Source organism: Gemmobacter sp. 24YEA27, assembly GCF_030052995.1.
GTDB lineage: Bacteria > Pseudomonadota > Alphaproteobacteria > Rhodobacterales > Rhodobacteraceae > Pseudogemmobacter.
This window is the reverse complement of sequence record NZ_JASJPW010000001.1, coordinates 3314898-3334540: the sequence shown is the minus strand read 5'-3', so window position 1 is coordinate 3334540 and position 19643 is coordinate 3314898. Positions and strand designations below refer to the sequence as shown.

General features: G+C 64.1%; 19 protein-coding genes and 1 pseudogene. 15 read left to right on the top strand and 5 right to left on the bottom strand.

All coding sequences use genetic code 11. The annotated features are described in order from the left end of the window. Positions 1-7 precede the first annotated feature (7 nt). The 3 genes and pseudogenes from QNO18_RS16525 to QNO18_RS16515 form a co-directional block, all read right to left on the bottom strand. Complete coding sequence (locus QNO18_RS16525) at positions 8-697, bottom strand: class I SAM-dependent methyltransferase (RefSeq protein WP_283178567.1); 690 nt, start codon at positions 695-697, stop codon at positions 8-10. 207 nt (positions 698-904) lie between these two features. Then, a pseudogene (locus QNO18_RS16520) lies at positions 905-2421 on the bottom strand (aldehyde dehydrogenase (NADP(+))). 285 nt (positions 2422-2706) lie between these two features. After that, on the bottom strand, positions 2707-3408 hold the full coding sequence (locus QNO18_RS16515; RefSeq protein ID WP_283178566.1) for a TetR/AcrR family transcriptional regulator: 702 nt from the start codon (positions 3406-3408) through the stop codon (positions 2707-2709). A 116-nt stretch (positions 3409-3524) separates the two neighbouring features. Here QNO18_RS16515 and QNO18_RS16510 point away from each other — a divergent pair, with 116 nt between their 5' ends. From QNO18_RS16510 to dhbA, 5 genes are all read left to right on the top strand, one after another. Beyond that, positions 3525-4676, top strand: a complete 1152-nt coding sequence (locus tag QNO18_RS16510; protein WP_283178565.1) for an HlyD family secretion protein — start codon at positions 3525-3527, stop codon at positions 4674-4676. After that, positions 4676-6241 carry a DHA2 family efflux MFS transporter permease subunit gene (locus QNO18_RS16505; protein WP_283178564.1) on the top strand — a complete coding sequence of 522 codons (1566 nt, stop codon included), beginning with the start codon at positions 4676-4678 and terminating at the stop codon, positions 6239-6241. Before QNO18_RS16510 ends, QNO18_RS16505 begins: the two co-directional genes overlap by 1 nt. Before the next feature lie 193 nt (positions 6242-6434). Beyond that, the gene (locus QNO18_RS16500; RefSeq protein ID WP_283178563.1) at positions 6435-7619 is read left to right on the top strand and encodes an isochorismate synthase; all 1185 of its coding nucleotides are present in this window, start codon (positions 6435-6437) and stop codon (positions 7617-7619) included. Positions 7620-7622: 3 nt separating this feature from the next. Further along, a complete protein-coding gene (locus QNO18_RS16495; RefSeq protein ID WP_283178562.1) occupies positions 7623-8276 on the top strand; it encodes an isochorismatase family protein in 654 nt (217 codons plus the stop codon). A gap of 1 nt (position 8277) precedes the next feature. Continuing rightward, a complete protein-coding gene (gene dhbA, locus QNO18_RS16490) occupies positions 8278-9039 on the top strand; it encodes a 2,3-dihydro-2,3-dihydroxybenzoate dehydrogenase (protein ID WP_283178561.1) in 762 nt (253 codons plus the stop codon). Positions 9040-9202: 163 nt separating this feature from the next. Here the strand turns inward: dhbA and QNO18_RS16485 are convergent, their stop codons facing one another. Further along, positions 9203-9703, bottom strand: coding sequence for a GNAT family N-acetyltransferase (locus QNO18_RS16485; protein ID WP_283178560.1), 501 nt, complete (start codon positions 9701-9703; stop codon positions 9203-9205). A 186-nt stretch (positions 9704-9889) separates the two neighbouring features. After that, on the bottom strand, positions 9890-10732 hold the full coding sequence (locus tag QNO18_RS16480) for an amidohydrolase (protein WP_283178559.1): 843 nt from the start codon (positions 10730-10732) through the stop codon (positions 9890-9892). A 186-nt stretch (positions 10733-10918) separates the two neighbouring features. On the opposite strand from QNO18_RS16480, the gene QNO18_RS16475 reads away from it, so the two are divergent. The 10 genes from QNO18_RS16475 to QNO18_RS16430 all read left to right on the top strand — a co-directional run bounded on the left by QNO18_RS16475 (position 10919) and on the right by QNO18_RS16430 (position 19642). After that, positions 10919-12229 (top strand): sugar ABC transporter substrate-binding protein, encoded by a 1311-nt coding sequence (locus QNO18_RS16475; RefSeq protein WP_283178558.1) that lies wholly within the window; start codon positions 10919-10921, stop codon positions 12227-12229. Positions 12230-12317: 88 nt separating this feature from the next. After that, positions 12318-13214: a sugar ABC transporter permease gene (locus QNO18_RS16470; RefSeq protein ID WP_092898800.1), complete on the top strand. Its 897-nt coding sequence runs from the start codon at positions 12318-12320 to the stop codon at positions 13212-13214. A gap of 1 nt (position 13215) precedes the next feature. Beyond that, the gene (locus QNO18_RS16465) at positions 13216-14082 is read left to right on the top strand and encodes a carbohydrate ABC transporter permease (protein ID WP_283178557.1); all 867 of its coding nucleotides are present in this window, start codon (positions 13216-13218) and stop codon (positions 14080-14082) included. Between the two features lie 3 nt (positions 14083-14085). Then, complete coding sequence (gene ugpC, locus QNO18_RS16460) at positions 14086-15171, top strand: sn-glycerol-3-phosphate ABC transporter ATP-binding protein UgpC (RefSeq protein ID WP_283178556.1); 1086 nt, start codon at positions 14086-14088, stop codon at positions 15169-15171. Between the two features lie 3 nt (positions 15172-15174). Then, complete coding sequence (locus tag QNO18_RS16455; protein ID WP_283178555.1) at positions 15175-16293, top strand: mandelate racemase/muconate lactonizing enzyme family protein; 1119 nt, start codon at positions 15175-15177, stop codon at positions 16291-16293. Continuing rightward, positions 16290-16619 (top strand): L-rhamnose mutarotase, encoded by a 330-nt coding sequence (locus tag QNO18_RS16450; protein WP_283178554.1) that lies wholly within the window; start codon positions 16290-16292, stop codon positions 16617-16619. The genes QNO18_RS16455 and QNO18_RS16450 overlap by 4 nt, the downstream gene beginning before the upstream one ends. Continuing rightward, a complete protein-coding gene (locus QNO18_RS16445; RefSeq protein ID WP_283178553.1) occupies positions 16612-17667 on the top strand; it encodes a Gfo/Idh/MocA family oxidoreductase in 1056 nt (351 codons plus the stop codon). Before QNO18_RS16450 ends, QNO18_RS16445 begins: the two co-directional genes overlap by 8 nt. Continuing rightward, positions 17660-18106: a MaoC/PaaZ C-terminal domain-containing protein gene (locus tag QNO18_RS16440; protein ID WP_283178552.1), complete on the top strand. Its 447-nt coding sequence runs from the start codon at positions 17660-17662 to the stop codon at positions 18104-18106. The genes QNO18_RS16445 and QNO18_RS16440 overlap by 8 nt, the downstream gene beginning before the upstream one ends. Next, positions 18103-18435, top strand: coding sequence for a UxaA family hydrolase (locus tag QNO18_RS16435; protein ID WP_283178551.1), 333 nt, complete (start codon positions 18103-18105; stop codon positions 18433-18435). The genes QNO18_RS16440 and QNO18_RS16435 overlap by 4 nt, the downstream gene beginning before the upstream one ends. Further along, positions 18428-19642 carry a UxaA family hydrolase gene (locus QNO18_RS16430; protein ID WP_283178550.1) on the top strand — a complete coding sequence of 405 codons (1215 nt, stop codon included), beginning with the start codon at positions 18428-18430 and terminating at the stop codon, positions 19640-19642. The genes QNO18_RS16435 and QNO18_RS16430 overlap by 8 nt, the downstream gene beginning before the upstream one ends. Position 19643: the final 1 nt, after the last annotated feature.

The following is a 19643-nucleotide window of genomic DNA, read 5'->3' as shown; positions in this document are numbered from 1 at the left end:
AGCGGCGTTACTCCGGGGCGCGGGCGACCCAGCCCCGGAAGGACAATCCGGCATAAAACAAAGCGGGGGCGGTGAAACCGGCCTCGCAAAGCAGCGCTTCCTCTTCGGCCTGGGTCAGAAGCGTCAGCCGTTCCGCCATGACCCGCGCCGACGCGGCGGCCTGGGCGGGATCGGCTGCATCCCCCTGCGCGAACAGGGCCGAGCGGGTCAGCCAGTCCTCCGCTTCGCCTTCGGGGTGGCTGTGATGCGCGATGATCAGGGCCGCGCCGGGTCTCAGCCGCTGGCGCAGCGCGGTCAGTGTGGCGAGCCGCGCTGACCGGTCCAGGAAATGCAGCACCAGGAGGCATGTGGCCCCGTCATAGGGACCGGGGGGCGCGTCGGTGATGACGCCCTGTTGCAGGTCGACCTGTGCCGCCAATGGGCCGAGAAGTGCGGCGGCTTCGGTCAGCATCGGTTCGGACGGGTCGAGGCCCAGAAAGGACCAGCGCGGGCGCGCACGGGCAAAGGCCAGCAGCTCCAGCCCGCCCCCGGCGCCGAGGATCAGCATACGCGCCTCGGCCGGCGCCGATTGCGACAGCAGGATCAGCGCCATCCGGTGCAGATCGTGAAATCCCGGCACCCGGCCCGGCGTGGTCTCTGCATAAGAGCGGGTCAGGCCCGGATCCCGGAAGGGGGCATCGTTTGCGGCATTGGTCACGGTGGTTTCCCCTTAAGGTCAGGGCAGCGTAGTCCGACGGCGATCGGCGTCAAGCGGCACCCTGGTCTGTCGCGCGGATCCGGGGCCAGGCGGGCAACCGCAGCGGGTTCACAGGCCTGTCGCGGGTGGCTGCATGAAAAATCCCGGCCCGCGCTGGCGGACCGGGATCGGATATCAGCGCGGGCCAGCTGTGGTCCGGGCGCGTTTTCAGGCCCCGAGATCGTCGGGCAGCAGCGCCTCGGGAAGGTTCTGCCAGGAGACCGGGCGCAGGAAGCGGCGGATCGACAGGGTGCCGACAGAAGTTGCGCCGAAATTGGTCGAGGCCGGGTAGGGCCCGCCATGAACCATGGCATCCGCCACTTCGACCCCGGTCGGGAAGCCGTTGAACAGCACGCGGCCCGCCTTGCGCTCCAGCACCGGAAGCAGGCTGCGCGCCGCTTCGGTATCGCCCGCATCCATATGGACGGTCGCGGTCAGCTGACCCTCGAAACCGCGTGCGAGACGCTGCATTTCCTCAAGCGAGCCAACCCGCACCACCAGACCCAGCGGGCCGAAGACTTCTTCCGACAGCGCGTGATCGGCGAGGAACTGCTCGCCGCGCGTCTCGTAAAGATTGGGCGAGGCTTCGCGGCCCTCGGACACGGTTTCATAGACCGGCTTGACGGTGTTGCGGCTCTGGAACCGGGCCTGGCCATCGCGGTAAGCTTTCGCGATGCCGGGGGTCAGCATGGTCTGCGGGGCGGTTTTCGCCAGCGCCTCTTTCATCGCGCCGACAAGGCGGTCGGCATCCGGCCCGTCAATCACCACGGCGATGCCGGGATTGGTGCAGAATTGCCCCGCGCCCATGGTGAGCGACCCCGCCCAGGCGGTGCCGAGCGCTTCGGCGCGGGCTTTGGCGGCTTCGGGCAGCACGAACATCGGGTTGACCGATCCCAGCTCGCCGAAGAAGGGGATCGGCTCGGGGCGTTGGGCGCAAAGGTCAAACAGCGCGCGCCCGCCTGCGAGGCTGCCGGTGAAGCCGACCGCCCTGATCAGCGGATGCTGCACGACCGCCGCGCCAACCTCGCGATTACCGCCCTGGATCAGGCTGAAGACGCCCGGATGCACACCGCATTTCGCGATGGCGGCGTGGATCGCCTCGGCGATGATCTCGCCGGTGCCGGGATGGCGGAATGGCCCTTCACCACGACCGGGCAACCGGCTGCAAGGGCTGCGGCAGTGTCGCCACCGGCGGTCGAGAAGGCCAGCGGGAAATTCGAAGCACCGAAGACCGCGACCGGCCCGATCGGCCGTTCGATCAGCCGAAGATCGGGGCGCGGCAGCGGCTGACGCTCGGGCAAAGCCACATCATGGCGACGGTCGAGATAGTCGCCCTGGCGGATGTGGTTAGCGAAAAGCCGCAGCTGGCCGGTGGTGCGGCCGCGCTCGCCCTGGAGGCGGGCCGTCGGCAGGCCGGTCTCAGACGCGCCGATTTCGGTGATGGCTTCGGCGCGGGCCTCGATCTCATCGGCGATGGTTTCAAGAAACACCGCACGGCTTTCGCGCGAGGACCAGCCATAGGACCAGAAGGCCTCTTCGGCGGCCTGGGCTGCGCGCTCCACCAGCGCCACAGTGCCAAGTGCGAAATCGAAGGCCGGGCCATGCGCCGGTTCCGAGCGGAAGGTGCCGGAGCCCGCGACCCATTCGCCTGCGATCAGATGTTTTCCATGTGGGGTATACGTCATTTCAGCCTCTCTGCAGATCGCAGCGGAGCGCCCGGATTGGCCCCGGCCAGAGCCAGAGCAGGTCGCGCCGCTATTTGCCGACACTATGTATACAGAAGTTGGCGCCAGAATGACAGGCCTCGCTCTGGCCCGGGTTGCCGCTGACCCGCAGGCGGCACGCACAGGGATGTCGTGTCTGTGGGCCTGCCGGCCCTGGTCCCGACAGAAATGCAGTGGTGCTGTTTCGAAGCCAATAATCCCAGGATTTGGGCTGCGCCGAGGCTTGCGGGATGGTCAGGGCGCGGCTCAGAAGCCAGGCGCGCCTTTCCAGCTGTCGGGCGGTGCAGTTCCGGCATAGGCGGCCAGGAAGACCCGCACCGCATCTGCGGCGAGGGCGTCGATCACGCTTTGCTCCGGCGGTTCGCGCAAGACGCCGAACAGACGCTGGCGCCAGACCCCGGCCATGGCAAGCTCGCTGAACTGCTGCGCGGCGCGGGGCGGGTCGGGGATGGACAGCACCCCGGCGGCAGAGGCCTCGGCCAGCCAGCGCCCGAGCCGCCCCAGCACATGCCGCCCGCCCGCATCGTAGAACCGCTGGGCCAGATCGGGCATCCGCTCGGCCACGGCAACAACAATCCGCTGGGCGCGCAGCATCTCATCCGAGGTCAGCACCTGCACCAGCGCCACCGCATAGGCGGTAAGGCGGCTTGCGACATCCCCGGGGCCGGAAAGCGCAAAGCCAAGCTGGCCCGTCAGCCGGTCGCGCTGCTGTTCGACAAGGGCAACGAAAAGATCCTCTTTGCCCTGGAAATAGACATAGAGCGTGCCCTTCGAGACCGCAGCCGCGCGGCAGATGCCATTCATCGTGGTGGCGTCAAAGCCATGGGCGCGGAATTCTTCCCAGGCGCCTGCGAGGATCTGGTCGCGTTTGCGCGGATCGGTCCCGGCGGCATGGCGTTTTGCGCGCGGCGGCGGCGAAGCTGGCGAGGGGGGCGTGGGGCTGGTCATGGCGGCAATATAATCGAACCGCGTGGTTCGATGGAATATTGAAATTTGCCAAAGACAGGATTATCTGAGCGCATCGAACCGTTGGGTTCAATGAAATTCAGCCGGGTGAGTCGATCATGTCCCGTCACGAACGTCCCGAAATCAATCAGCCGGAAATTGCGCCTGCCGCGCCCGCACCGGTTCTGCCTGCGACGCCTCCTGCCGCAGCGCCAAAGGGCGGGCGCAAGAAATATGTGCTGGGCGGGCTGGCGCTGATCGCATTGCTTGCCGGCGGCTATGAGGGCTGGTCCTGGTGGACCAACGGGCGCTTTATGGTCACGACAGATGACGCCTATGTCCAGGCCGATCTCTCGCTGATCTCGTCCAAGATCACCGGCTACGTCTCGGAGATCGCGGTCGCCTCAAATCAGCATGTGAAGATGGGCGATGTGCTGTTCCGCATTGACGACGGGGATTACCGCATCTCGCTGGAGCAATCCGAGGTCCGGCTGACCGAGCTGACCGCGACGCTCGCCCGGATCGACGCTCAGATCGAGGCGGCCGAAAGCACCGTCACCCAGGCCGATGCGCAGCGCGTGGCCTCAGACGCCGTGCTGACGGCGGCGAAAAGCAATGCCGAACGGGTGCGCGGCCTCGCGGAACGCCGGGTCAGCAGCCAGGCCGATCTCGACAAGGCGAATGAGGCGCTGGCAACGGCCGAGGCGAGCCGCACCTCTGCCGTCGCCGCGATTGCCGGTGCGAAAGCCCAGGTCGAGGTGCTGAAAGCGCAGCGGACCGAGACCGCCTCGACCCGGCGCGAGCTGGAACTGGGCGTGGCCCAGGTGCAGCGCGATCTGGATTTCACCGTGATGCGCGCGCCCTTTGACGGCACCGTGGCAAATATCGCGATCAAACAGGGCGAACTGGTCAGCGCCGGGGCAAAACTGGCGGCGGTGATCCCTGATCACGGGCTCTATGTCGAAGCCAATCTGAAGGAAACCCAACTGGCCGGGATCCGCGTGGGCCAGAGCGTGAAGGTGGGCATCGACGCGCTGGACGGGCATGAGGTGGAAGGCCGCGTGGTCTCGCTCGCGCCCGCGACAGGGGCGGTTTTCTCGCTGCTGCCCGCGAACAATGCGACCGGCAACTTCACCAAGATCGTGCAGCGCGTGCCGGTGCGGATCGAACTGCCGGAAGGCACCCCGGGTCTGCGCGCCGGGCTTTCGGTCGAGATTGCGATCGACACCCGCACCGGGCCGCAGGAAACCGCAGTCGCCGGAGCCGAGTGATGTCCGCCCCCATCGCAATCCCGGCAGAGCCGGAGATGACGCCGCGCCGGGTCGCGGCGTTTCTGGTCATGGTCTTCGGGATGTTCATGGCCATCCTCGACATCCAGATCGTCTCGGCCTCGCTGCCCGAGATCCAGGCGGGGCTGGGGGCATCCTCGGATGAAATCTCCTGGGTGCAGACCTCTTATCTGATCGCCGAAGTGATCATGATCCCGCTTTCGGGCTTTCTCGGGCGGATGATGTCGACGCGCTGGCTGTTTGCGCTGTCGGCGGCAGGGTTCACGGCTGCCTCCTTCCTGTGCGCAACGTCGGGGTCGATCAATGAGATGATCCTGTGGCGCGCGGTTCAGGGCTTCCTCGGCGGCGGCATGATCCCTTCGGTCTTTGCGGCGGCCTTCACCATCTTCCCGCCGTCAAAGCGCAACATCGTCTCGCCGATGATCGGGCTGGTGGCCACGCTCGCGCCAACCGTTGGCCCGACTGTGGGCGGGTATCTGAGCCATGCGCTGTCCTGGCACTGGCTGTTCCTCGTCAATGTCCCCGCCGGGATCGCGGTGACGCTTGGCGTGCTTGCGCTCGTGGATTTCGACGAGCCCGACTGGTCTTTGTTCCAGATATTCGACTGGACCGGGCTGGTGGCGCTGGCCGCGTTCCTCGGTGCGATGGAATATGTGCTGGAGGAAGGCCCGAACAATGACTGGTTCCAGGACGAGGCGGTCGCGATCCTTTTCGTGGTGATGGTCGTGGGCGGTATCACCACCTTCTGGCGGGCTTTTACCCGCGACGAGCCGGTGGTCGATTTCTCGGCCTTTACCAACACGAATTTCGCGGTTGGGTCGGTGTTTTCCTTTGTGATGGGGATCGGCCTTTACGGCATGACCTATCTCTACCCGCTCTACCTGTCTTCGGTCCGGGGCTATGACAGTCTGATGATCGGCGAGACCGTCTTTGTGTCTGGCCTTGCGATGTTCATGACCGCGCCGCTGGCGGGGTTTCTGGGATCAAAGATCGACCTGCGGGTCATGCTGCTTCTGGGCTTCATCGGCTTTGGCACCTCGTCCTGGATGCTGACCCATATGACCGCCGACTGGGATTTCAACGAGCTTTTCTGGCCGCAGGTGCTGCGGGGGATCTCGCTGATGATCTGCATGGTGCCGATCAACAACCTGGCGCTTGGCACGCTGCCGCCGGCCAAGATGAAATCCGCCTCGGGGCTTTACAACCTGATGCGCAACCTGGGCGGCGCGGTGGGTCTTGCGATGATCAACACCATCCTGACCGACCGGCGCGCGCTGCACACGGCGCGGCTTGACGAGGCGGTGAACTGGGCCAATCCCGAGGCGCTGCGCCAGCTTGAGATGATGCGTCAGAACCTTGTCGCCAATGGGCTGAACCCGGATGGCGCGCTGGCGCAGATGGCGGGGAAAGTGGCGGGCCAGGCGGCGATCATGTCCTTCATCGACATTTTCACGCTGCTGACCTTCCTTTTCATGGGGCTTGCCGTCATGGCGCTGGCGATGCGGCCTCCGGCCCGGGCCGGAGGGGGTGGCGGGGGCGGGCATTGACCGCCGCCTTCACCTTTGGGCGAGCCCCGCAGGCCGCCTCGCGCGAAAACTTGACATTTTGTGGCTTTGGCGCGACGGAAGGCGGGCCGGAACACGTAAGAGACGTCAGCCAGGTGCAGCTTTTCTCCGGAAATGCTGCCCAAGCGATCCGGATCGCCGCCCCGTCGCGGCCAAGCTGATGCGAGATCGCCTGATGACTGTCACCGCCCGTACTGCTGCCATTCGTGACGCGACCAGCCCCGCTGGTGCGACGTCCGCCGGAGATACGGCTGATTTCCTGATTTCCGGCCCGCGCCATACAATGGCGCTTGGCCCCGCGCGGCGCCATCTGCCGCCAGGGCCGCTGGCGAGCCTGCCAGCGCGTTCTGAGGCGTTTTTTGCCGCTGGTCATGACGGGCCGAAGCTGCTGGCCGGCGCGTTGCCCTATGATCGCGAGGCGACGGATTACCTGTTCCAGCCCGGTTCGGTGCTGGACATGCCGGCGGCGCCGGTCGCTATGGTCGCGCCGCAGGCCGGGATGCGGATCCGGGCCGAGCCTTCTCCGCGCCAGTACCGCGAGGCGGTCGCGGCGGCGGTCAGGCGCATTTCCGAAGGGGAATTCTCGAAAATCGTGCTCTCGCGCAGCCTGGTGCTGACGTCAGAGCGTCCGCATGACCCCGGGCTTTTGTTGCAGATGCTGCGCCAGGACGGGTTGGCGACGCTGTTCTCTGTTCCGCTGCCCCCACGTCAGGCCGGGGTGCCGCATCGGCTGATCGGGGCCACGCCGGAATTGCTTGTGGAAAAACGCGGGGGCCTTGTGGCCTCGCATCCGCTGGCGGGATCGGCGCGGCGCGCGGCAGATCCGGCGCGTGACCGTGCGGCAGGCGAGGCGCTTTTGCGATCCGACAAGGACCTGCGCGAACATGCGATGGCGGCGGAAATGGTGCTGGATACGCTGGCGCCATTCTGTGTGCGCCTTGCCGCCCCCGAGGGTGTGACGCTCAGCGCGACCGCCCGGATGTGGCATCTGGGCACCCGGATCGAGGGTGTGCTGCGCGACGCCTCTACCCCTTGCGCGACGCTTCTGGCCGCGCTGCATCCGACGCCCGCCGTTTGCGGCCTGCCGCGCGACGCGGCGGACGCGGCGATCCCCGGGCTCGAGGGCTATGCGCGGGGCTTTTATGCCGGCGCGGTCGGCTGGCTTGAGGCGGGTGGCGACGGGTGCTGGTATCTTGCGCTGCGCTGCGCCGGGATCGAAGGCAACGAGGCGCGGCTTTACGCCGGCGCGGGCATAGTGCGCGGCTCTGATCCTCAGGCCGAAGAGGCCGAAACCCATGCCAAATTCCTGGCAATGCTGGCCGCTTTCGGGCAGGACGGCGAGATCATCATCGGGGACTGAACCATGGCCGGCCTGCCGCAGATTGCACCCTATCCGCTGCCGTATGGCGCGGAGATCCCGCCCTCGCGCGGGCCCTGGCAGCTGGCACCCGCGCGTGCGGCGCTTCTGATCCATGACATGCAGCGCTATTTCCTGCGCCCCTATGCGCCGGGGGAGAGCCCGATTGCCCCCGCCATCGCCAATATAGCAAAGCTCGCCGCCGCCGCCCGCGCCGCCGGTCTTCCGGTGTTCTACACTGCGCAGGACGGCAATCAGGACCGCCGCGACCGCGGCCTCCAGGCCGATCTCTGGGGGCCTGGCATGTCGGCAGAGCCCGATCATCAGGCGATCATCCCGGAACTTGCGCCCGAAGACCGGGATTTCGTGCTGGTCAAACACCGCTATTCGGCCTTTCAGCGTTCGAACCTTGAGCAGCTGATGCGGGTCCGGGGGCGGGACCAGCTGATCATCTGCGGCGTCTATGCCCATATCGGCTGTATGATGACCGCAGGCGAAGCCTTTCAGCGCGATATCGAGCCCTTCATGGCTGCCGATGCGCTTGCGGATTTCAGCCGCGCGGATCATGACATGGCCCTGAAATGGGTGGCGGGGCGCTGTGGCGTGGTGCAGGACACAAAGGCGCTGATTGCGGCGATCACCGCCGGAAAAGGGGCATAGGATGCGGCTCACGGGGTTTGAGGGCGCGCTTGCGCTGGTGACGGGCGCGGGCGGCGGCATTGGCCGCGCGGTGGTGCAGCTTTTGCTTGATTCCGGGGCGCGGGTGGTGGCGACGGATCTCGCGCTGCCGGATCTGCCGGCGCAGCCGGGGCTCAGCTGTCTCGCGCTTGATGTGGCGGATGCTGCGGCGGTGGAGCGGCTGGTCGTTGAAACCGAGGCGCGACACGGCCCGGTGCGGTTCGGGATTTCGGTCGCCGGGGTGCTGGCGACCGGCCTTGTGACCGAGACCTCCGATGCCGACTGGCGGCGGGTGTTTTCCGTGAATACTGACGGCGTCTTTCACCTCACGCGCGCGCTGGCGCGGGTGATGGGGCCAAGGGGCGAGGGTGCGCTGGTCGCGGTCTCCTCAAACGCCGCCGGGGTGCCGCGTTACGGTATGGCGGCCTATGCTGCGTCAAAGGCGGCTGCGACGATGTATATGCGCACGCTCGGGATGGAGCTCGCGCCGCGCGGGATCCGCTGCAATATCGTGGCGCCGGGTTCGACCCGGACGCCGATGCAGACCGGTATGTGGGCCGATGCCAGCGGCGAGGCCCGGGTGATCGCGGGCATCCAGGAGCAGTTCAAGCCCGGCATCCCGCTCGGCAAGATCGCCGAGCCTGACGATGTCGCCAATGCGGTGATGTTTCTGCTGTCAGATCAGGCCGGCCACGTCACCATGGCCGATCTCTATGTGGATGGCGGGGCCACACAACAGGCCTGACGCCTGCGGCACGGCCTCTGACTGTCGCGCAACACTTTGTTCCGGAAGGCAAGGCCTGTATGTGGGCGCTTTGACCCCGGGCTGCGGGAAGGCCCGGTCGGGCCATGGCAGGTCGCGGGTTATCTTGTCGCGCCCGTCCATTCATCACGCAAAAGCCCGTATATCAGCAGATCGCACAGGCCTTTGTGCGTGATTTCGTGCTGACGCAAGTAAGCTTCGCGGGTAAAGCCGAGACGTTCAATGAGCCGCACCGAAGCCTGGTTTTCCGCGTCAATTTCCACATAGAGACGGCGACAATCCCCTCGGAGAAGAGGTGATCCACCAGCGCCGTCATGCATTCTGTCGCGACGCCATGCCCCTGGCGCTCTGCTATGGTGATATAGCCCAGCTCAAGCACCCCTGCATCACGCCCCGGGAATGCGACAAAGCGGCCGGCAAGCGTGCCATCTGTTTTGTCTGTGGCCACCCATGTCCGTCCGGGCCATTCGCTGTCGGTCAGCCAGTCTGCCAGGGCCTCCAGAGAGGTGAAATGCGGCTGCGACATATATCGGCACTGGGCTTCGTCAGAAAGCGTTCCGTAAAGGGCGGCAGTATCGGAGCGCATAAGCGCCCGCATCGTGAAACGGGTTGTGTCGAATGTCCTGGTGGCTGGGCCGGATGTCATTTGCTCATCGCTCTTTAAGGTCATGCCAGTGGCATAGCCGAATGGCATGTTTACGGCCACCGGGCAAAATCAGATGGGCTGCGTTCCCGCCGCCGGGTTCCGGCGATGGTCTGGTTTGTGGGGACGGATCGTTGCAGAGGGGAGGGGGCAGAGGGCCAGGGCAGTCGGGTTCCCAAAAGCGGGGCCTTATCTGCCGCTGTCTGACATCCAGATCCGCCTTGCATTGCCGGCGAGGATCGCGTGGCGTTCGGCCCCGCTCAGCCCTGCAAGCAGGGCCTGGCTTGCCGCCACCCATTCCGCCAGCCCCGATTGCAGCGTGCAGACCGGGCTGTCCGACCCCCAGACCATCCGCGCCGGGCCGAAGGTTTCCAGCACATGACCGACCCAGGGGGTGAGGGTTGCGAGGCTCCAGTCCGGCTTGCCATAGGCCGTGATGCCCGAGAGTTTGATCATCACATTCGGCCGCTGCGCCAGATCGGTGATCGCCGCCGCCCAGGGGGCAAAGGCGCCGCCCGCGATATCGGGAACGCCGCAATGGTCGAGTATGAAAGTGGTGTCCGGCGCCGCATCGGCGAGGCTCGCGCCCAGCGGCAATTGCCGCGCCAGAAGGCACAGATCAAAGGGCAGGCCGGTCGGGCCGAGGCGGCGGATATTCTCGCGAAAAAGGCTTTGCTGCGACAGATCATCGGGCATCACATGCAACACGCGGCGGATCCCCCTGACCACGCGCCGGTCCTGGGCGTCGAGCCAGGCGGCGAAGCCCGCAGCCTCGGGCCGCGCTGAAGAGATCGCGCCCCGGATCAGGCTGTCGGGCCGCGCCATCAGTTCCGCAACGAAAGCGGTTTCGGCCCCGATCTGATCCCCGGCCACATCGACTTCCATATGCAGCACATCGGTGATGCCGCTGCGCCGCGCCACGGTCTCATATTCGGCATAGCTCCAGTCGCGGTCCAGCGCCGGTGCGCCCGCCAGCCAGGGATAGCTGAGCCGGCTGCGGTCCATCAGGTGAAGATGGGTGTCGAAGATCATCGTTTCCTCCTCCTCCGCGTCGCGCAGCGGCGCCTGGGCGCTTTATACGACGGAATCCGGCGCGCGGGCGACAGTGTTACTTGACTCACTCTGGCATGTTACGTTTAACTATGAAAAGATGTTCTGAATATGAAATCTAACGGCTGCTGGAGGCGGCCCGGGGACATCATAACGGGAGGAGATACCATGAAGGGATTCGGGGCCGGTTCTGTACTGGCGCTGCTCGCAAGTTTCGGTTTCGCACCGGCCGCCATGGCCGAGGGCGAATTCGCCGGCGTCACGGTCGAGGCCAAGCTGATCGGAGGCCAGCAATATGAGGCGCTTTACAGCCGCATTGCCGACTGGGAAAAAGCGACCGGCGCCACGGTCAAAATCATCAGCCAAAAAAACCATTTCGAGCTGGATAAAGAATATAAGGCCGATATCGCCGCCGGGACGACCGGCTGGTGCGTGGGGTCGAACCATTCGTCTTTTGCGCCGCAATACCCGGCGCTCTTCACCGACCTGACGCCGCTGGTTTCGGCGGAGTCGGTTGCGGGCTTTGTTCCCGGCAATATCAAAGCCGCCACCATTGACGGCAAACTGGTGATGCTGCCGCGCGCGCAATTTGATGTCTCGGCGCTTTATTACCAGAAATCGCTCTATGCCGATCCGGCCAAAGCCGAAGCCTTCAAGGCGAAATATGGCTATGATCTCGCCCCGCCCGAAACCTGGGACCAGTTCCGCGAACAGGCTGAATTCTTTGCCGATCCGCCGAATTTCTATGGCACGCAATATGCCGGCAAGGATGAGGCGATCAACGGTCGCTTCTATGAGCTCGTGGTCGCCAATGGCGGCAAGATGTTCAATGACGACATGTCGCCCGCCTTCAACTCGGATGCAGGCAAAGAATCGCTGCAATGGTTCGTTGACCTCTACAAGGCCGGCGCTGTGCCTCCGGGCACCACCAACTACCTCTGGGACGATCTGGGCAATGGTTTCGCCTCGGGCACCATCGCGCTGAATCTCGACTGGCCGGGCTGGTCGGGCTTTTTCAACGATCCTGCGGCCTCGAAAGTCGCGGGCAATGTCGGCGTGGCGCCGGCGCCGAAAGGCTCGGCAGGCGTTCGCACCGGCTGGTCGGGTTTCCACGGCTTCTCGGTCACCGAGGCCTGCCCGACCAAAGACGCAGCCGCCTCGCTGGTCGATTTCCTGACCAATGAAGACAGCCAGAAGCTGGAATCCGCACCCGGCCCGCTGCCGTCGCGGACGGCGGTCTGGGAGTATGTGATCGCGCAGGCCAAGGACGATCCCTACAAATCCGAAGTGCTCGCGGCCTTCCAGGAAACCGCGCTGACCGCTTTCCCGGTGCCGCCGACCCCTTACTGGATCGAATCCGGCAACCTGATCTTCCCGGAACTGCAGGCCGCGATCCTTGGCGACAAGACCGTGGACCAGGCGCTGGAAGATGCATCGAATGCGGTTGACGAGCTGATGCAGGAAAACGGCGTCTACTGATCCGAACCCTCCTTGCGGGCGGCGCCGGAGGGGTGCCGCCCGCATTTTATAACAGTCCCCGCGATGGGACGCTCAGCCCGGAAAAATCATGACCCGCGCCAAGCTTCCACCCTGGCTTCTCCTGCTCATGCCCGCCTTCCTGATCCTGGCGGCGGTGGTGCTGGTGCCGCTTTTGCTGTCTCTGTATTCCAGTTTCACGCCCTATCACCTGACCCGTCCCGAGACGCTGTGGAAGATCAACTTCCCCTTCAACTATGAGAAGGCGCTGACTGATCCGGGGTTCTGGAAGGCCTTCGGGCGCACGGTCCTTTTGCTGACCATCGCGCTGAACCTTGAGATGCTGCTGGGGCTTGGCCTTGCGCTGATGGTGGCGAAGGTGCGGCGCGGCCAGCGCACTTTGCGCACGATGATGATGTTCCCGATGATGTTCTCGCCCATTCTGGTGGGCTTCATGTTCAAGTTCATCTTCAATGACAATGTCGGGTTGGTAAACAACGCGCTGCAATCCATGGGCCTCGCGTCAACCGCGATCCCCTGGCTGGTCGATGGCAATCTGGCGCTCTTCGCGATCATCTGCGCCGAAGTCTGGATGAGCACCTCTGTCTTCGCGATCCTGATCCTCGCGGGGCTTTTCGCCCTGCCGCAAGACCCGCTGGAAGCCGCGAAAGTCGATGGCTGCACGCCCTGGCAGAGCTTTCGCTATGTGACTTTGCCCTTCCTGATGCCCTTCATCTATATCGCCATGGCGATCCGCTCGCTTGATGTGGCCCGCGCCTATGACATCGTGCAGGTGATGACCGGCGGCGGCCCCGCCAAACGGACCGAGCTGTTATGGACCATGATCGGGCGCACCGGCTATGTCGATGCCCGCATGGGATATGCGAATGCCATGGGCTATATCGCGATCCTCCTTTCCATCGCCTTCACCGTTTACTTCTTCCTCAAGCTGCAACGCGCGCGGCGTGAGCTGGGCATGGGGGACTGATATGGCATCCGCCTCGCAACACCGTCTGCGCAAACGTATGCTGAAGACCGGCCATTTCATCGGCCTCTTCCTTGCGATGTGCGTGATCTGCATCCCCGGCCTCTGGGTGGTGCTGAACTCTTTCCGCCCGACGGTCGAGATCATGGCGAAACCGCCGGTCTGGATCCCGAATGAGCTGAACCTTGATCATTACCGCGCCATGTTCGGCGGCGCGGGGCAGGGCGGTATCCCGGTCTGGACCTATTTCACCAATTCTCTGATCATCTCGGTCACCTCGACCGTGATCGCTTTGCTGGTCGGGATGGCGGGGGGCTATGCTTTTGCCCGCTACAGGTTCAAAGGCAAGGCCATGACCTTTGTCATGCTGATGGCAACGCGTGCCGTGCCCGGCGTGGCGCTGTCGCTGCCCGTGTTCATCATCTTCGGCCGGACCGGGCTGATCGACACCCATCTCGGCATGATCCTCGTCTATGTCGCGATGAATGTGCCCTTCACCATCTGGCTGATCGACGGCTTCTTCCGCCAGGTGCCGAAAGAACTGGCCGAGGCTGCCGAGATCGACGGCTGCACCCGCTGGCAGGCCTTCTGGAAGGTGGAGTTCCCGGTCGCCCGCGCCGGCATCGCAAGCGCCGGCATCTTCGCCTTCCTGACCTCCTGGAACGAATATGCCCTGGCCTCGCAGCTGACGCGGTCGGTGTCGTCCAAGACGATGCCGGTCGGCCTTCTCGACTTCACCTCGCAATTCACCCTGAACTGGGGCGGCATGTGCGCCCTTGCGGTCCTGATGATCATCCCCGCGCTGATCCTGACCTTCCTCGTTCAGAAACATCTGATCGCCGGCCTGACCTTCGGCGGCGTGAAAGGATAAGCCATGGCCCAGGTCCATCTGAAAAACGTCAAGAAAAGCTATGGCGCGCTGGATGTCGTGCATTCGATCAACCTCTCGATCGCTGAGGGCGAGTTTGTCGTCCTCGTCGGCCCCTCGGGCTGCGGCAAATCGACGACCTTGCGCATGGTTGCGGGGCTCGAGGATATTTCCGGCGGTGAGATCGTGATCGGCGACCGCGTTGTCAACGACCTGCCCCCGCGCGAGCGCAACCTCGCGATGGTGTTCCAGAATTACGCGCTTTATCCGCATATGACAGTGCGCGAGAATCTCGGCTTTTCGCTGAAAATTGCGAAGAAATCGCAGGCCGAAATCAATAAGGCGGTGGATGAGGCGGCTGAAATCCTCGCGCTGACGCCTTTGCTGGATCGCAAACCCGGCGCGCTTTCGGGCGGTCAGCGCCAGCGCGTGGCCATGGGCCGGGCCATTGTGCGCCAGCCGGATGTCTTCCTCTTTGACGAGCCGCTGTCCAATCTGGATGCGAAGCTGCGCACCCAGATGCGGGTCGAAATCAAAAAGCTGCACCAGAAGGTCGGCTCGACGGTGATCTATGTCACCCATGACCAGATCGAGGCGATGACCCTTGCCGACCGCATCGTGATCATGCGCGATGGCCATATCGTCCAGGTCGGAACCCCGCTTGATGTGTTCGAAAACCCGGTCAACACCTTCGTCGCGACCTTTATCGGCTCGCCGCCGATGAACCTGCTGTCGGGTGTGGTCGAGGGCGGCCAGCTCGCACTTGCGGACGGCACCCGCATCCCGCTGCCGCCGGGGGTGAAACTGGCGGATGGCCGCCGCGTGCAGCTTGGCATCCGCGCCGACAATATCATGCCCGAGGGCCATTCGCTGCCCCCCACCGCCCATATGGCACATGTCGATATGAAAGTGACCCTGTCGGAGCCACTTGGCACCGAGACGGTGGTCTATGCCCAGCTCGCCGGCACCGAGGTCCAGGCCAAGATGCTGAACCCGCGCCCGCTTGTTCCCGGCGAAGTGCTGCGTTTTGGCATCGCGCTCGACAAATGCCACCTCTTCGATGCTGACACTGGCCTTAATCTGAAAGCGTGAGCCATGGCGAAACTCATCCGGGCCGAGGCCTTTATCGTTGACCTGATCCCAAAGGTGAAACGCACCGATGCGATCCAGTCCTTCAAGAGCCAGGAGACGATTTTCGTCCGCCTGACCGACGCCGATGGTGCATCGGGCCTTGGCTACAGCTACACGATCGGCGATGGCGGCCATTCCGTGCTGGAACTGTTGCGGCGCAGCTTCCTGCCCGCGCTGATCGGGCGCGAGGCGGGCATGATCGAAGCGATCTGGCGCGATCTGCTGTTTCTCAGCCATGCGACGGCTGTAGGCCCGATCATGGCGCTGGCCCAGGCGGCGATTGACACCGCGCTCTGGGATCTGCGCGGGGTGAAAACCGGCCTGCCGCTGCATGTGCTGGCGGGGGGCGCGAAACCCTCGGTGCCGATGTATTCGACAGAAGGCGGCTGGCTGCATCTGGAGCCGCAGGCGCTGGTCGATGATGCGCTGGCCATGCGCGAGGCAGGGTTCCGCGGATCGAAAATCAAGATCGGCAAACCCACGGTTGCAGGTGACGCCGCCCGGCTGGAGGCGGTGCGCGCCGCGCTTGGTGATGATTACGAGATCATGACCGATGCCAATCAGTCGATGACCCAGCCCGAAGCCTCGCGTCGCCTCGACCTGTTGGAACGCCTGAACATCGCCTGGTTCGAAGAACCGCTGCCCGCCGATGACATCGCGGGTCATGCCCGCCTGACGCGTCAGTCCCGCGTGCCGATTGCGGTGGGCGAGTCGATGTATTCCCCGGGCCAGTTCGCCGATTACATCCAGGCCGGGGCCTGTGGCATCGTCCAGGCCGATGTGGCGCGGATCGGGGGCATCACGCCCTGGCTCAAGGTCGCCCATATGGCCGAAGCGCATAACCTGGCGATCTGCCCGCATTTCCTGATGGAACTGCATGTGTCGCTGGTCTGTGCGGTGCCCAACGCGCCCTGGCTCGAATATATCCCGCAGCTCGACGATATCGCGGCCCCGATGGCGCGCGAAGGCGGTCTCGCGCTGGCCCCGGTCACGCCGGGGCTGGGCATTGACTGGGATCATGAGGCGATTGCGGCCCGGGTCTCGGAAGGCTCGCATCTGACCATTACGGAGGCGCAGTCATGACGCGCTACGCCTCTGTCATCGGCCTCTCGGAAGAGGGCAAGGCCGAGTATAAGCGCCTCCATGCCGCCGTCTGGCCTGCGGTGCTGGAGAAGATCTCAGAATGTCACATTTCGAACTATTCGATCTTCCTGAAAGAGCCCGAGAACCTGTTGTTTTCCTATTTCGAATATTCGGGCACCGATTATGAGGCCGATATGGCGAAGATGGCCGCTGATCCCGAGACGCAGAAATGGTGGGCGGTGAACAAGCCGCTGCAACGCCCGCTGGACACGCGCGCGCCCGGCGAATGGTGGGCCGGTATGTCGGAAATCTTCCATCATGACTGAGCTGATCCAGAGCATCACTCCGCCGAAAACCGCGCTGCCGATTGTGATTTTCGGTGCCGGGTCTATCGTGTCAGATGCGCATCTGCCCGCCTGTGCAAAGGCCGGCTTCACTGTGGCGGGCATCTATGATCCCGATCAGGACAAAGCCCGCGCGATCCTGCCGCCAGGGGCGGTGGCCTATGGTTCGCTGGCCGAGGCGACGGCTCTGGGCACCGGCGTCGTCTATGATCTGGCCGTACCGCCCGCCGCGATTCCGGCTGTGCTGAACGCACTGCCCGAAGGCGTCGTCGTGCTGATCCAGAAGCCGATGGGGTCTGATATTGCGGCAGCTGATGAGATCATCCGCATTCTCAGGACCCGCAAGATCCGGGCGGCGGTGAATTTCCAGCTGAGGTTCGCGCCGATGAGCCTTGCGCTGAAAGATGCCATTGCGAAGGGCCTGCTGGGCGAAGTGGTCGATTTCGATGCCTGGCTGGCGCTGGATACGCCCTGGCATCGCTGGGCCTTCCTGAAAGATCTGCCCCGGGTGGAGATCCTGCTGCATTCGATCCATTATATTGATTTCGTTCGGGATGTTCTGGGAAACCCTTCAGGCGTTCACGCGAAAACCATGGGGCATCCGACCTCTTCCGTGTCGAATACGCGGTCGTCGATCATCCTCGATTACGGGCAACGCGCCCGCGCGAACCTATCTATCAACCATAACCATGCCTTCGGCCGCCGGTTCCAGGCCTGTGAATTCCGCATCTGCGGCACGAGGGGCGCGGCTTATCTGAAGCTCGGCGTCAATCTCGATTACCCGAAGGGTGAGCCGGATGAATTCTGGCTCAACACAGATGGCGAATGGCGGCAGATCCCGCTGATCGGCAACTGGTTTATCGAGGCTTTCGTCGGCCGGATCGCGCAGGTGATGCGCTTTGCCACCCGCGAAGATGCTGAGCTGCAAGGCAGCGCCGAAGATGCCTGGCACACAATGGCCCTTGTCGAGGCCGCCTACCAATCCAGCGCCCTGCCGGCGCATCCGATCAGGACTTCTCCCGATGCTTGAACAGGTGAAATATTACGAGGATTACGAGATCGGCGAGGCGCGCGACACGGTCGGCCGCACCATCACCGAGACCGATTTCGTCGTTCATGCCGGCCATTCGGGCGATTTCTTCCCGCATCATCTGGACGCGGAATTCTGCAAGACGCTGCCCTTTGGTCAGCGCATTGCGCATGGCACGATGGTCTTCACCATCGGCGTCGGCCTGACCGCGACGATTATAAATCCGGTCGCGTTTTCCTATGGTTACGACCGGATGCGCTTTGTGAAACCCGTGTTCATCGGCGATACGCTCAGAACCCGGGTCGAGATCATCGGTAAGGAGCTGATGGAAAAACGCCCCGGTTTTGGCCGCGTGACCGAACGCCTCATCGTCACCAAACAAACCGGCGAGACCGCGCTGGTTGCCGACCATATCTATATGGTGGAGTGCCGGAAGTGACTGAAAAATCGTCATTCGGGCCGTTCCTGCTCTTGTCCGGCGAAGACAATGTGCTGGTCGCCCGCGCGAATTCGCCCGAGGGGCTGGTGGTTGCGCTGGAGGGGGGCGAGGTCCGCCTCAACCGCCCGATTCCGATGGCCCATAAGATCGCGCGCCACGACATCGCGGCAGGTGATGTGATCCTGAAATACGGCATGCCCATCGGCATCGCGACCGGGGCGATCCGCGCGGGCGAGCATGTCCATGTCCATAATATCCGCTCGGCCTATACGCCCACGCATATGTTGCAGGACGCCGATGGCCGCAGCGCGGGGTGTCATTATGAGTGAGATTCAGGCCTTTTCGCGCGAGGATGGCCGCAAGGGCATCCGCAACACGCTGGTCGTGGCCTATCTGGTGGAATGCGCGCATTTCGTGGCCTCGGAGATTGTGCATCAGTTCCGCAATACGGCCCATGAAGGCGATGTACAGCTGATCGGTTTCCCCGGCTGCTACCCGAATGAATATGCCGCGCAGATGATGGAAAAGCTCTGCACCCATCCGAATGTCGGCGCGGTGCTGTTCGTGTCGCTGGGATGCGAGAGCTTTGACAAGGTGCGCGCGGCGAATGCGGTGGATGCCTCGGGGCGCCCGGTAAAGACGCTGGTGATCCAGCGGGCGGGGGGGACGCGTTCGACCATCCAGGCGGGTGCCGACTGGATCCGCCAGACGCTGGCGCAGATTTCCGAAGTGCCGCGGGTACGGATGGGGGTTGATGAGCTGATCATCGGCACGGTCTGCGGTGGTTCGGACGGGACATCCGGCATTTCCGGCAATCCGGCGGCGGGCAAGGCCTTTGACCTGCTGGTGGCCGAAGGGGCCGCCTGCATCTTCGAGGAAACCGGCGAGTTGATCGGCTGCGAAGAAATCATGGCCGAACGCGCGATAACGCCCGAGCTGGGGAACCTGTTGCGCGAAAGCGTCCATAAGGCCGAGCGCTATTACGCCACGCTGGGCTATGGGTCTTTCGCGGCCGGTAACGCGGCGGGTGGGCTTTCGACCATCGAGGAAAAATCGCTCGGCGCCTATGTCAAATCCGGTGACAGCCCGATTTCGGGGCTGATCAAGCCCGGTGATGTGCCGCCCCATGGCGGGCTTTACCTGATGGATGTGGTGCCCGATGGCGATGTGCGCTTCGGCTTTCCGAATATCTCGGACAATGCCGAAATCGTCGAGATGATCGCATCCGGCGCGCATATGACGCTGTTCGTGACCGGGCGCGGCTCGGTCGTGGGCTCGGCGATTTCGCCGGTGATCAAGATCTGCGCCAACCCCGACACCTATCGCAATCTCGCCGAAGATATGGACGTCAACGCCGGTGACATCATCGAGGGCGTCCGCTCGATCCCCGAAGTCGGCCAGGAGATCCGTGACCTGGTGGTCGCCGTGGCGGCGGGGAAACAGACGAAATCCGAAGAACTCGGCCATCGCGAGTTCATCCTGACCTATAAGACATTTGAGCCCATCGGCCCGGCCTGCCTGCCGGGCGCGGCCTGAG

What these genes read in the sequence shown, in the direction of transcription:
- QNO18_RS16515 (WP_283178566.1), bottom strand. Translation starts at nt 3,408, where the DNA reads ATGACCAGCCCCACGCCCCCCTCGCCAGCTTCGCCGCCGCCGCGCGCA.
- QNO18_RS16510 (WP_283178565.1), top strand. Translation starts at nt 3,525, where the DNA reads ATGTCCCGTCACGAACGTCCCGAAATCAATCAGCCGGAAATTGCGCCT.
- QNO18_RS16505 (WP_283178564.1), top strand. Translation starts at nt 4,676, where the DNA reads ATGTCCGCCCCCATCGCAATCCCGGCAGAGCCGGAGATGACGCCGCGC.
- QNO18_RS16500 (WP_283178563.1), top strand. Translation starts at nt 6,435, where the DNA reads ATGACTGTCACCGCCCGTACTGCTGCCATTCGTGACGCGACCAGCCCC.
- QNO18_RS16495 (WP_283178562.1), top strand. Translation starts at nt 7,623, where the DNA reads ATGGCCGGCCTGCCGCAGATTGCACCCTATCCGCTGCCGTATGGCGCG.
- dhbA (WP_283178561.1), top strand. Translation starts at nt 8,278, where the DNA reads ATGCGGCTCACGGGGTTTGAGGGCGCGCTTGCGCTGGTGACGGGCGCG.
- QNO18_RS16485 (WP_283178560.1), bottom strand. Translation starts at nt 9,703, where the DNA reads ATGACATCCGGCCCAGCCACCAGGACATTCGACACAACCCGTTTCACG.
- QNO18_RS16480 (WP_283178559.1), bottom strand. Translation starts at nt 10,732, where the DNA reads ATGATCTTCGACACCCATCTTCACCTGATGGACCGCAGCCGGCTCAGC.
- QNO18_RS16475 (WP_283178558.1), top strand. Translation starts at nt 10,919, where the DNA reads ATGAAGGGATTCGGGGCCGGTTCTGTACTGGCGCTGCTCGCAAGTTTC.
- QNO18_RS16470 (WP_092898800.1), top strand. Translation starts at nt 12,318, where the DNA reads ATGACCCGCGCCAAGCTTCCACCCTGGCTTCTCCTGCTCATGCCCGCC.
- QNO18_RS16465 (WP_283178557.1), top strand. Translation starts at nt 13,216, where the DNA reads ATGGCATCCGCCTCGCAACACCGTCTGCGCAAACGTATGCTGAAGACC.
- ugpC (WP_283178556.1), top strand. Translation starts at nt 14,086, where the DNA reads ATGGCCCAGGTCCATCTGAAAAACGTCAAGAAAAGCTATGGCGCGCTG.
- QNO18_RS16455 (WP_283178555.1), top strand. Translation starts at nt 15,175, where the DNA reads ATGGCGAAACTCATCCGGGCCGAGGCCTTTATCGTTGACCTGATCCCA.
- QNO18_RS16450 (WP_283178554.1), top strand. Translation starts at nt 16,290, where the DNA reads ATGACGCGCTACGCCTCTGTCATCGGCCTCTCGGAAGAGGGCAAGGCC.
- QNO18_RS16445 (WP_283178553.1), top strand. Translation starts at nt 16,612, where the DNA reads ATGACTGAGCTGATCCAGAGCATCACTCCGCCGAAAACCGCGCTGCCG.
- QNO18_RS16440 (WP_283178552.1), top strand. Translation starts at nt 17,660, where the DNA reads ATGCTTGAACAGGTGAAATATTACGAGGATTACGAGATCGGCGAGGCG.
- QNO18_RS16430 (WP_283178550.1), top strand. Translation starts at nt 18,428, where the DNA reads ATGAGTGAGATTCAGGCCTTTTCGCGCGAGGATGGCCGCAAGGGCATC.